This window comes from Brooklawnia sp. (assembly GCF_032229645.1).
Classification (GTDB): domain Bacteria; phylum Actinomycetota; class Actinomycetes; order Propionibacteriales; family Propionibacteriaceae; genus Brooklawnia.
Genome location: NZ_JAVTWX010000023.1, coordinates 4,509 through 16,529, shown reverse-complemented (window position 1 = coordinate 16,529; position 12,021 = coordinate 4,509). Strand labels below are relative to the sequence as shown.

The window sequence follows — 12,021 nt, the reverse complement described above, 5'->3', positions numbered from 1 at the left end:
GGCTAGACTCACTGTCGAAACTACCGAAATCGTTTCGTCACAGTTCAGTGAGGACCTGATGGCACAGATCACGAACCCGGTCATTCCGGGCATGGCCCCCGATCCGTCGATCATTCGAGTCGGGGGTGACTACTACATCGCCACATCGACGTTCCATTGGACGCCCGCCGTGCAGCTCTTCCATTCCCGCGACCTGGCCAACTGGCGCCTGATCGGCTACGGGCTCGAGAATTCCGCGCTCGATCTGCGAGGCACGAACACACCTGCCGGTATCTGGGCACCGCACCTGTCGTACGACGAGCCCACTGGGCGCTTCTGGATCGCCTATTCTCACATGCTCAACATGGCCGGACGCGAGTTCTGCGCCGACTCCTTCGCCATCTGGGCCGATAACATCGCGGGACCGTGGTCGGACCCCATCTACCTGACCTCGATCGGCTTCGACCCGGCCCTCTTCCATGACGAGGACGGCAGGCACTACGCGACTATTCTCGAATGGGAGTCACGCGAGGGCTACCGGCACCCCGGTCACATCGTCGTGGCCGAGATCGACCTCGAAGCCGGCGGCATCATCGGCGACTGGCATCGCGTCACCCAGGGCTTCACTACCCGCGGCGCGGCCGAGGCACCTCAGCTGTATCGGCATGATGACTACTACTATCTACTGATCGCGGCAGGCGGAACCGGCTATGCCCACGGGGTCGAGATCGGACGCTCCCGCGACGTCCTCGGACCCTATGAGCCTCATCCGTCGGGCGAGCCGATCATCACATCAGCACCTCAGCATCTTTTCTCGCTGGGCGATCCGGATGCCGGGCAATTCCAGATGCTCAACCCCGATTCGCCGATGCAGAAGTCGGGGCACGGTTCACTGGTAGAGACCGAGGCCGGTGAGTGGTACGTCGCCCACCTGATGTCGCGTCCGCTGCCCGGCACCACGCTCAACCCTCTCGGACGCGAAACCTCGCTGCAACAAGTCGCCTGGACCGACGACGGCTGGCTCGCGATGGCCGACGGATCCAACCTGGCCAAACTGGTCGTCCCCGCACCGGCCGGTGTCACGCCGGAACCGTACCAGGGTTTCGATATCACCGACACCTTCGACACCGACACCTGGGATGCGAGGTTCATGACTCCATACCGGCGCCAGGACCCCACCTGGGTCACGATGCACGAGCGGCCCGGGTATTTGCGGATCCATGGCGGCGAATCGCTCTTCTCGCGGATGAGCCCCTCGATCATGGCAACCCGCGCGACATCGTTCGAGTTCGACGTCAAGACGGCAATCGAGTTTCATCCCCACCACTATTCAGAGTCCGCGGGTCTCGGTCTCTACTACGACTCGGATAACTGGCTATATGCGCGCCTTTACCACTCGGAGTCACTCGGATCAACGGCGCTCGGGGTACTTCAGGCCCGGCACGGGGAACGCATCGAACACATCCATCACAAGGTCCCAGTCCCCGCCGGGACCACCGAATTAAACATCGACTACCGATCGGGTCGGGCGGATATCTACTACCGGACCGGAGAGTCGGCCGGGTGGTCATCCCTGTTGACCGAAATCGATGTCTCCTATCTGTCGGACGAAGGAGTCAACGGCTCACCGGGCGAAATCGGCGGATTCACCGGCCTATTCGCCTTCATCGGTGCCGTCGACTCGCATCAACGAACGTCGTTCGCGGATTTCGCGCATTATTACGTCACAAACCAGGAAGCAAGGTAACGAAATGCAGTCCACCTCAGAATCAACCGCAGGCAGGCAAGCAGTTGTTCCGTTGCGACGCCTGCTGCCTGGGCTGGTGATCGGCCCGGCATCGTGGCTCGGGCCCTACATCGCCTCAGTGAGCCTCTTCCTGCCCGCGATGATCGCGATGCTCGACGAGGACCACAAGATCGAACTGGTGGCCACCTTCGCCACCGCCGCCATGATCGTCGCAGCCATCTCCAACATGATCGCCGGTGCGCTGTCCGACCGCACCAAGACCAGGTGGGGCAAACGAACACCCTGGCTGGTGATCGGCGGATTCGCCTTCATGCTTGCCATGATCAGCGCTTCACTGGCACCCAACGTGCCGATCCTGTTCGCCGCATGGCTCTTCGGCCAGGTGGCACTGAACTTCATCGTCGCCCCAATGGTCGCCTGGATAGACATGGCACCCGAAGGCAAGAAGGCGACAGCGTCTTCGGTGTACGGCGGACTGGGTATGGCGCTGGGCAACAACGGCTTCAACATCGTGGCCGCGATGCTCCTCGGACAGTTCCGCTTGGGCTTCGCGATCTTCGGATCGATCACGTTCATCGGAACGCTCATCGCTGCGATCATCGTCCGGGAGCCGTCGAACCTGGACGAACAGTTCACCTCGGCCTCGTCCGCGACGAAGCAACGGATCTCCCTGAAATCGTTGAAGACGGTCTTCCCCGCCTGGCGGATCGGCAGAGACTACTACCTCGCCCTGATGGGCAAGCTGTGCCAGGGCATCGGCAACTTCGCCGTGATGGGGTATCTGCTCTATATCATGACAGATTTCATGGGGCTGACAACCGACGAATCCACATTCCCCATTCAGCTGATCAACACCATCATGTTGGTCTTCGGGATTGCGATGGGCTTTCTTGCAGGCCCGCTCTCCGACCGCTTCAACCTGCTCAAATGGCCGATCGCATTTTCGGCGTTGCTCCTTGGAATCGGCGCCTTGGGCATGTTCTTCCTCCGGGATAATGGCGGAATCATCGTCTACGGTGTTTCCGCCGGGCTCGGCATGGGGCTGTGGAATTCGCTCGACAATTATCTGAATCTCAGAGTCATCCCGGACAAGTCGCGTGTCGCATTCTTCCTCGGCGTCTATAACCTCGGCAATACCCTCACCCAGGCGATCGCGCCGGTACTGGCAGCTGTCGCGATCGGGATCTTCGGGTTCTCCTCGATCTTCCTGATGTCTTTCGTGTTTGCAATCATCGGAGGGGTGCTGATTGCGGCAATCCGCAGCGTCCGCAGATAGTCTCGCGGGCCCGCCATCGGGGCAACCCATCCAATGAACAATCGTGCTGCTTGGCTGACCGGATCCGGCCGGCAAAGCAGCACGTTCTGTTCCACCGCACCGGACGCCGGCTCTGCCGATCCCACCGCCCGCCAAGCCCCGGGCGGGCGTAGTCGCACTGTCGCTCATCCCTGACCATTCCCCGCCAACCGCCGGTCACCGATCCTGGCTCACGCAAATTTTCTGGAACGCTTGCCGCGCGGCCGATTCTGGGCGTAGTTTCCCTCCTAGCGACAACGTTGTAGCACGGCCTGGACACAGGCGAGTCGCACCGCAGTAAGCATCTTCACCCCAGACAAGGAACGTCCCAATGTCGGATAACGTCGTTACACAAAAAAGTTCGGGAGCCAACTCGCTGGTCATCCGAAGTGCGATTGTCGCATCAATCGGCGGGCTGATCTTCGGCTTCGATACCGCAGTCATTTCGGGCACAACCACCTCCTTGGAGCGGGTCTATGATCTCTCCTCCAGCGGGCTGGGCTTCACGGTCGCGATCGCGACTATCGGCACCATCATCGGCGCCATGTTCTCAGGGCAACTCGCCGACAAGTACGGCCGCCACCTGATGCTCTTCATCATCGGTGGTTTCTACCTCGTCGGCGCACTGGGCACCGCATTCGCTCCTGAGGCGGCATTCGGGCACAACGTGTTCATGCTCTTCCGTTTCCTCGGCGGCATCGGCGTCGGCATGTCGAGTGTTTGCGCGCCGATCTACACCGCCGAGATCGCACCGCCCGCCCAGCGTGGACGCCTGGTCGGCCTCGTCCAGTTCAATATCGTGCTCGGCATCCTGCTCGCCTACCTGAGCAACTTCATCATCCGCCAGATCGTCTCCGAGGAGAATGCCTGGCGCTGGATGCTCGGCGTGATGGCCTTCCCGGCGATCATCTTCGTCCTGCTGCTGTTCACCGTGCCGGAGACACCACGCTGGCTGATGGCCCATGGACGCGAGGACGAGGGCATCCGGATCAGCCGCAGTCTGTGCCGCACCCAGGAGGAGTCGGACCTTCAGATCGCCGAGATTCGCGCTCAGCTCGCCCAGGACGCCGAGAGCCGCGCCACCAAGGTGCCGTTCTTCACCAAGCGCTACCGCAAGGTGATCCTGATGGCCTTCGCGATCGCGATGTTCAATCAGCTCTCCGGCGTAAACGCGATCCTCTACTACGCACCGGTCGTCATGCAGCAGGCCGGGGCTTCTGACAACGCCTCTTACCTGATGAGTGTCGCGGTGGGCTTCATGAACCTGATCGCCACGATGACCGCGCTCACCGTCATCGATCGCATCGGGCGCCGCTCGCTGATGATCGTGGGGTCGATCGGATACCTGATCAGCCTGGGCTTCCTGGCCATCGTCATGTTCAGGTTCCAGGGCCACTACAACTCGACCTCGTCGGTCCTGGTGCTGGTCGGTCTGCTGCTCTTCATCGCCGCGCACGCCTTCGGGCAGGGCTCGGTCATCTGGGTCTTCATTTCAGAGATCTTCCCCAACCGTGTTCGCGGTCGCGGACAATCGTTCGGCAGCCTGACCCACTGGACATTCGCCGCCTTGACCACCTACGCGTTCCCGCCGGTCATCGATATGCTGGGTGGCGGCGTCGCCTTCGCCATCTTCTTCGTCTTCATGTGCGGTCAGCTGCTCTGGGTGCTGAAGATCATGCCGGAGACCAAGGGAGTGCCTCTGGAGGAGATGGCGGACAAGCTCGGCATCGAGCAATAGCCGGCCCTTGACTTAAGGAGTGTCATGAACAACTCACCCACCGAACCCGCGTCAACCACCCGCTCCGAAACCCCGGTGCTGTGTCTGGGAGAAGCGCTCGTCGACATCATCATCCGCAACGGGCAGGTTCAGGCCGAGCACGTCGGCGGCAGTCCGCTCAACGTCGCCTGCGGCCTGACCGGGCTGGGACACAGCGCCTTGATCGCCTCGTGGTGGGGCAATGACGAACGCGGCAATGCCATCGAAGCCCATGCGACCGCGCACACGGTGGGCATCGTGCCGGGCAGCAACAAGGCCGAGCACACCGCCATCGCCAATGCACATCTGGACGAGCTGGGCCGCGCCACCTACGACTTCGATCTCACCTGGGACATCCCGACGCTGCCGCCGCCGGGCTCGCTGTCCCACCTGCACACCGGCAGCTTCGCCGCCACCCTCGATCCGGGTGGTTCGAAGGTGCTGGCCGCAGTGAAGAAGATGGCCATCGCGGGTACCGTCAGCTACGACCCGAATGTGCGGCCGGCGCTGATGGAATCGCCCCAGAAGGTGATCGGACGCGTTGAGGAGATCGTCGGGTTGTCGGATGTCGTGAAGGCCAGCGACGAGGACCTCGCGTGGCTCTACGGCGAGGACACCCCGGTCGAGGAGATCATGCGCAAGTGGATCAAGCTGGGTCCGGGTCTGGTGGTGGTCACCCGTGGCCCCTGGGGAGCCTATGCCCTGCTGTCGGGTGACCGGGACATGCTGGTGATCGATCCCTTGAACATCGACGTCGCAGACACGGTCGGTGCCGGCGATTCGTTCATGGCAGGTTTGCTCTCGGGCCTGCTGGACGCGGGACTGGTCGGCAGCCCTGAGGCGAAGGGCCGACTGCGCTCGGCCGATTGGACCCAGGTTCGTACGCCACTGCACCGAGCCGTGGTCACCTCAGGTCTGACCGTCGGCCAATCCGGGGCGTATGCACCGACCCGAGCCGAGGTCGAGCGCGTGCTCACGGTAGATCCGCTGCTGCGCTGAAACATCGCCCAGAAGACAAACGATCGGGCCGGACGCCTTTTCAAGCGGCCGGCCCGATCGTTTGTGTGTTCAGACTCCGCTGAGGTTCATCCCTTCGGAGCCTACCGAGGTACTCAGTTCGAGTGGGTGCCGGCCGAACCGAGCTGCTGGCAGGCCTCGACGATGCGTGCGGCCATGCCGGCCTCAGCAGCCTTGCCCCAAGCGCGCGGGTCGTACTGCTTCTTGTTGCCGACCTCGCCGTCGATCTTCAAGACACCCTCATAGTTCGTGAGCATGAAGTCGACGACCGGACGAGTGAACGCGTACTGGGTGTCGGTGTCGATGTTCATCTTGATGACCCCGAAGCTCACCGCGTCCGCGATCTCCTGAGCGGTCGAGCCCGAGCCGCCGTGGAAGACCAGGTCGAAGGGCTTGTCGATGCCGTACTTGGCGCCACAGGCGTCCTGGATCTCCTTGAGTACCTCGGGACGCAGCTTCACGTTGCCCGGCTTGTAAACGCCGTGCACGTTGCCGAAGGTGAGCGCGGTGATGTACTTGCCCTGCTCACCGGTGCCGAGCACCTCAAGAGTGCGCATGCCATCGGCCACCGTGGTGTACAGCTTGTCGTTGATCTCGCCGACGACGCCGTCTTCTTCACCGCCGACCGCGCCAACCTCGATCTCGAGGATCAGCTTGGCCTTCGAGGTGCGCGAAAGCAGCTCTTCGGCGATCTGCAGGTTCTCCTCGACCGGCACCGCAGAGCCGTCCCACATGTGGGAGTTGAACAGCGGGTCCTCACCGCGGTTGACGCGCTCCTGTGAGATGGCGATCAGCGGATTGACGTACTTGTCGAGCTTCTCCTTCTGACAGTGGTCGGTGTGCAGGGCGATGGTGACCGGGTAGTTCTTCGCGACGACGCGGGCGAACTCGGCAAGGGCCACAGCGCCGGTGACCATGTCCTTGACGGTCGAGCCGGAGGCATACTCTGCACCGCCGGTGGAAACCTGAATGATGCCATCCGAGCCCGCCTCGGCAAAGCCTTGGATAGCAGCATTCACGGATTGCGACGAGGTGACGTTGATGGCCGGGTAAGCGTAACCGCCTGCCTTGGCCTTGGCGAACATCTCCTGGTAGACGTCAGGGGTTGCGATAGGCATATATCTACTTCTTTCTGTCGTTCTCGCGGCGCTCGCCACGAGTCTTCGTGGATCTGCGTTTGCCGTGGTCACCATTGTGTCAAACTCCGGCGGCCGGTGGTGTGGCGCTCACCAAATGTCATCCACTGAACTGAGATCCAGACCAAAACGTCCCAGCGAAAACGCCCGCAAAGCCGAGTCGATAGAGCTCGGCGATGAGTCGAGCACGATGATCGGCACCGACCAGCTACGGTCGGCGTCCCAACGAAACTCCAGCCGCGGCCCGGGGCTCAGCATCTTGTTCACCCCGGCGATCGAGGTCACCTGTTCCCAACCGATTCGCTCCCCCTCGGGAACCGTCGACGCCACCAGGCCCTGATCGTCGATCTGGAAGGCGGGGCCGAGCGGTACCTGCGCAGTCGCCCGGCGAGCCCGCTTGAGCTTCACGAATTTCACGATGATCCGCACCACCGTGTAGACGGCGTTGCCCACCAGCAGCCAGAAGAAGGCGCTGGTGGTCTCCGGACGGGCGAAGTAGTAGATCACGCCGGTAATGACCAGGCTGATGACACCGCCGACCGTCGAACGGTCGAGGTTCTTGCGGATGCCCGCAGCTCGTTTTGCCATGGCAACCGGCGAGTAGCTGACCAGCATGCCGGCCTCGGTCGGGGGCCGGGACACTTGCGGGGTGGCAGCGGCGCCCGGATACTCGGAGGGGACCGGATATCTGGGGCCGACAGGTGCTGCACTCACGGGCGGGTTCTCAATGGGTCGGTCTCCATCACTGTCAGTAGAAGAGTTCGGTATTCACCACGTTACGCATCCCGCGGCCATCGAGGAAGGCCCGCAGATTGCCGATGAACAGATCGACGATGCGCGAGTCCTCCTTGGCGGAGTTCGCCGCGGTGTGGGGCGAGATCACCACATTCGGCAGGTCCCACAGCGGACTGTCGGCGGGCAGTGGTTCGATCTTGGTGACATCGAGCGCGGCGAAACCGAGGTGTCCTGAGCTCAGCAGCTGAGTCATCGCGTCCTCGTCGATGCATTGGCCGCGGCCGACGCTGGCGATGATCGCTCCCGGAGCCAGCGCCTCAAGAACCTCGCGACTGATCAGGCTGTCGGTGCCGACCGCACCCGGCAGCGCATTGACCAGGGCATCCGCGCCCTTCGCCGCCTCGACGATCTGATCAGAGGTATAGAGCTTCTGCACCGCGTCGACCGGCTTTATTGACCGGTTCACGCCGATCACCGTGGCGCCCAGCCCGGCCAAGCGTTTGGCACATTCCTGGCCGATGGCGCCCATGCCGACGACAACGACGGTCATGTCCGAGACCATGCCCATCGTCCGCCGCGAGGTGGGCCAGTAGTGCCGCTTCTTGTCGGCCTGCAGCCGGGGAAGCTCCTTCGCACCGGCCAAGACACCGAAGAGCGCGAATTCGGCGAGCGTTCCGGCATGCACGCCTGCGGACGTGGTGAAGACCACGCGTTTGAGCTCGTCATCGGTCAGCTTGGCGGCCTTCACGGCCGACCCGCCGCCGGCGGCCATGATGTGTACCCACTTCAGCTTGGGGTTGGCGTGTACGGTGCGGGCCAGTTCTGCTGAGTCGGTATTGGGGAAACTGTAGAGAATGTCGGCGCTATCGATCAGCTCGTTGAAGCGCGCTTGCTGTTCGGGCGTCCGTTTGAAACTCGGATCACCACCATGATCGGACGGCCAGCGCATCGGCGGCATCAGATCCGGTTCGTAGCTGACCGCTACGCGGGGATCGGCGAGCTTCAACCGTTCAACGTACTCGTCAGCCAGTGGTTTGGCGATTACTACCCGCAACTGTTCCATTTCTGCCTCCGCCGACTATTCAACCAGGTTCGGCCGTTCGGCGAAGGTCCTTACCCTCGGCGGCGTCCGGATTCGTGCCCACCGGCGCTGCCGGAAAGTCTCCCAGGCACGACCGGCGATAAGGTTTCGGAGTATGACGTTTTCTCCTGGCCCCGGCTTCGCTCCCGGTCCGCCGCCGCAGCCCGGCTATCCGGTCGCCGGCGGTGCGCCCCGGCTGGGCGGTGACGGGCGGGGACGCGACCCAGATTTCGTCCGCAACGCCATCATCGCGACGATGGCCGGCGCGCTGCTGTTCGTCGTCATCGGGATGATCGCCTTCTTCCGCCCGTTCGGCAGGGACATCACCGCAACCCCGTCGACTACTGCAACCAGTTCGGCCACTGGGAACAGTCAGCCGTCATCGGATCCCACCGTCACGGTGACGGTGACCATGCCGCCAGAAACCGGGACAACCGGTCCTTCGGCGACCGGCACGACTCCGAAGCCGACCACGGCCACTCCCTCCACGACCGGCGCCATCCCCTGGCCGCCCGACTCCATGTCGTTGTGCAACGACCAGACGGCTGTCAATCAGGTGACCAGCTGCGGGTTTGCCGAAGTCATGTCGAACGTTTGGTCGACCTTCGGGCCCGGCACCTATCTGGTGGACAGCCCGACCACCGGTCAGACCTACTCGATGACCTGCCAGCTGGCCGGGCCCGATCTGGGTTACTGTTTCGGCGGCAACAACGCCCAGGTCTATCTGCGCAGCGCGCCGGGCCACGGGTAGCGGCCTGCGGTGTTCCCGGTCGCGGTTCAGGCCAATGAGGCTGCCATCTTCTCGATCGCCTGCTGCAGGATCGGCCGCGGCAACGCGAAGTTGAAGCGGACGTGCTGGCGTCCGATATCGCCGCACTCGGCCCCATCGGTCAGCGCCACACCGGCGTCGAGGAAGTGCCGGCGAGGGTTGGCCAGCCCCAGCCCGCGGCAGTCCAGCCAGGCCAGGAAAGACGCCTCCGGCTCGATGTACCCCACAGCGGGCATCAGCTCGGCGAGCATCCCGGTGAGCAGCCTGCGGTTGTCGTCCAGATAGTCGAGGGTCTCGGCGAGCCAGGGGGTGCCGCGGCGGAAGGCCGTGATATTCGCCACCATGCCCAGCGGCGACGATTCGTAGGGTAAGCCGTGACCTTGGCTGCTAAGGAACCGCTGGTGGGCCGCATTCGTGAGAATGAGCTGCGCGCATTTCAGCCCGGCCAGGTTGAACGACTTGGACGCGGACATCGCGGTGACGGTGTGAGCCGCAGCCGCATCGTTGATGCTGGCGTACGGAATGTGCCGGACGCCCGGGTAGCTCAGCGGAGCGTGAATCTCATCGCTGAAGACCAGACCGCCGTGCCGATCGACGATCTCGCAGATCGCTTCGAGTTCGCCGCGGTCGAAGACCTTGCCGATCGGATTGTGTGGATTGCACAGCACCAGCAGCTTCGCCCCCGCGGCGAACTCGCGGTCGAGGGCATCAAGGTCCATCGTCCAATCGCTCTCGCCGCGCACCATGGGAACCTCAACGCGCTGATGCCCGAAGGCAGCCGGCATGTCGACGAACGGCATGTAGCAGGGCGTCGGCACGATGATGCGTGAGCCGGCCGACAACCAGTGAGTCATCACGATCGCCAAACCGGTCAATACGTCCGGCAGCCAGTGCACGCGCTGCCAGTCGAGTTGCCAGCCGTACCGGCCCGCGACGAACTCGGCGGTGGCCTGTTTGAGGTCGGTGCGCAATGCCATCGGCGCATACCCGGTCTGCTGGCGGACGACGAGCTCGCCGAGTTGCTCGGTGATCTGGGGGACGATGCCGAAGTCCATCTCGGCGATCCAGGCTCCGATGGCGTGGGGGTAGGTCGTCCATTTGAGGCTGCCGGCCGCCACCAGCTCGTCGACGGTCAGGGCATCGATACGTTCAGCGAACTCACTCACTGTTCCAGTCTGGCAGCAGCTGCGTGACTCAGCGACCATTGATACATCGCGATCGCGGCGGCAGCACCCGCATTGAGGGAGCGAGTCGAGCCGTACTGGCTGATGGCCACAAGCTTCTGACAACGTGAAACCATCTCATCGGTCAGTCCGGGACCCTCCGATCCGAAGACCAGGCAGCAGGCCTGCGGAAGCCCGATGGACTCCAGCGGCACCGAGCCGGGCAGATTGTCGACCCCGATCATCGCCAGCTGCTCCCGCTCGCAGTAGTCGGCCAGTGACTGCTCGTCGGGCTCGTGGACGACGTGCAGATAGCGGTCGGTGACCATCGCGCCTCGGCGGTTCCAGCGCCGGTTGCCGACGACGTGAACGAGCTCGACGTTGAAGGCGTTGGCGGTGCGGACGATCGAGCCGATGTTGAAATCGTGCTGCCAGTTCTGGATGGCGACCTGCAGCCGGGCCGGACGGATCGCCGCCCGACGTGCGTCGAGGTCGGCAACGATCGCGTCCATCCGCCAGTAGCGATAGCGGTCGACGACATTGCGACGGTCGCCGGCTGCGAGCAGTTCGGGGTCGAGCCGCGGGTCATCGGGCCAAGGCCCGGGATGCGGTCCGACGCCGACATCGGTGTTGGTGGGGTCCGGCGGTGCTTCGTCGGTCATGGGAATGAAGGCCTCGGTTCAGAGCTGGAGGTCCTTGATCCCGAAGGCGTAGCGGTAGTCGAGCCCGGCGGCGTTGATCGCCTGTGCCGCGCCGGTGGAACGATCCACGATCACCGCGACGCCGACGACCTCAGCGCCCGCCTCGCGTAACGCGGCAACGGCCTGCAACGCCGATCCGCCGGTGGTCGAGGTGTCCTCGACGACCAACACCTTACGGCCCGCGACATCGGGTCCCTCGATGCGCTTCTGCAGGCCGTGCGTCTTGGCGTCCTTGCGGACGACGAAGGCGTCCAAACGCTCGCCCGCTCCGGCGGCCGCGTGCAACATGGCGATGGCTACCGGATCTGCGCCCATCGTCAGGCCGCCGGCGGCTTCGAACTCCCAATCGGCGACCAGTTCGCGCATGATCCGGCCGACCAGCGGGGCGGCCTCGCCGTCGAGAGTCACCCTGCGAACGTCGACGTAGTAGTCGGCCTCACGCCCCGAAGCCAACGTCACCCGGCCCCGGACGACGGCCAGTTCGTTGATCAGTTCGCGTAGTCTCTCACGGTCGCTCATGATCACAGCCTATCGGCCTGGGGGCGGGTGGTGCCGCCACCCCCCCCCCGCCCCACCCGCGACGCGACAGGGGGGGGGAAGCCCGCCGTTAGGATAGACCTGGTTATGGGCACAGCGCCCCCCC

11 protein-coding genes are annotated in these 12,021 nt (G+C 63.7%); 5 read left to right on the top strand and 6 right to left on the bottom strand.

Translation table 11 applies throughout. The annotated features are described in order from the left end of the window. Positions 1–58 precede the first annotated feature (58 nt). The 4 genes from AAFP05_RS01525 to AAFP05_RS01510 all read left to right on the top strand — a co-directional run bounded on the left by AAFP05_RS01525 (position 59) and on the right by AAFP05_RS01510 (position 5,775). Complete coding sequence (locus tag AAFP05_RS01525; RefSeq protein WP_341728087.1) at positions 59–1,726, top strand: family 43 glycosylhydrolase; 1,668 nt, start codon at positions 59–61, stop codon at positions 1,724–1,726. Between the two features lie 4 nt (positions 1,727–1,730). Then, positions 1,731–3,002, top strand: coding sequence for an MFS transporter (locus AAFP05_RS01520; RefSeq protein WP_341728086.1), 1,272 nt, complete (start codon positions 1,731–1,733; stop codon positions 3,000–3,002). 349 nt (positions 3,003–3,351) lie between these two features. Beyond that, positions 3,352–4,758 (top strand): sugar porter family MFS transporter, encoded by a 1,407-nt coding sequence (locus AAFP05_RS01515; protein ID WP_341728085.1) that lies wholly within the window; start codon positions 3,352–3,354, stop codon positions 4,756–4,758. A 24-nt stretch (positions 4,759–4,782) separates the two neighbouring features. Beyond that, entirely contained in the window at positions 4,783–5,775 is a 993-nt protein-coding gene (locus tag AAFP05_RS01510; RefSeq protein ID WP_341728084.1) for a carbohydrate kinase, read from the top strand. A 113-nt stretch (positions 5,776–5,888) separates the two neighbouring features. On the opposite strand, the gene fbaA is transcribed toward AAFP05_RS01510, so the two are convergent. From fbaA to AAFP05_RS01495, 3 genes are all read right to left on the bottom strand, one after another. After that, a complete protein-coding gene (gene fbaA / locus AAFP05_RS01505) occupies positions 5,889–6,911 on the bottom strand; it encodes a class II fructose-bisphosphate aldolase (RefSeq protein ID WP_341728083.1) in 1,023 nt (340 codons plus the stop codon). A 108-nt stretch (positions 6,912–7,019) separates the two neighbouring features. Beyond that, a complete protein-coding gene (locus AAFP05_RS01500; protein WP_341728082.1) occupies positions 7,020–7,643 on the bottom strand; it encodes a hypothetical protein in 624 nt (207 codons plus the stop codon). Between the two features lie 34 nt (positions 7,644–7,677). Next, the gene (locus tag AAFP05_RS01495; RefSeq protein ID WP_341728081.1) at positions 7,678–8,727 is read right to left on the bottom strand and encodes a D-2-hydroxyacid dehydrogenase; all 1,050 of its coding nucleotides are present in this window, start codon (positions 8,725–8,727) and stop codon (positions 7,678–7,680) included. Positions 8,728–8,860: 133 nt separating this feature from the next. Between AAFP05_RS01495 and AAFP05_RS01490 the strand changes: the two genes are divergently transcribed. Beyond that, positions 8,861–9,496, top strand: a complete 636-nt coding sequence (locus AAFP05_RS01490; protein ID WP_341728080.1) for a hypothetical protein — start codon at positions 8,861–8,863, stop codon at positions 9,494–9,496. Between the two features lie 26 nt (positions 9,497–9,522). Here AAFP05_RS01490 and AAFP05_RS01485 read toward each other — a convergent pair whose 3' ends face one another. The 3 genes from AAFP05_RS01485 to pyrE are packed head-to-tail and all read right to left on the bottom strand — an operon-like array spanning position 9,523 to position 11,897. Next, the gene (locus AAFP05_RS01485) at positions 9,523–10,680 is read right to left on the bottom strand and encodes an aminotransferase class I/II-fold pyridoxal phosphate-dependent enzyme (RefSeq protein ID WP_341728079.1); all 1,158 of its coding nucleotides are present in this window, start codon (positions 10,678–10,680) and stop codon (positions 9,523–9,525) included. Further along, on the bottom strand, positions 10,677–11,339 hold the full coding sequence (locus AAFP05_RS01480; RefSeq protein ID WP_341728078.1) for a TrmH family RNA methyltransferase: 663 nt from the start codon (positions 11,337–11,339) through the stop codon (positions 10,677–10,679). Before AAFP05_RS01480 ends, AAFP05_RS01485 begins: the two co-directional genes overlap by 4 nt. An 18-nt stretch (positions 11,340–11,357) precedes the next feature. Continuing rightward, the gene (pyrE, locus tag AAFP05_RS01475; protein ID WP_341728077.1) at positions 11,358–11,897 is read right to left on the bottom strand and encodes an orotate phosphoribosyltransferase; all 540 of its coding nucleotides are present in this window, start codon (positions 11,895–11,897) and stop codon (positions 11,358–11,360) included. Between the last annotated feature and the right edge of the window lie 124 nt (positions 11,898–12,021).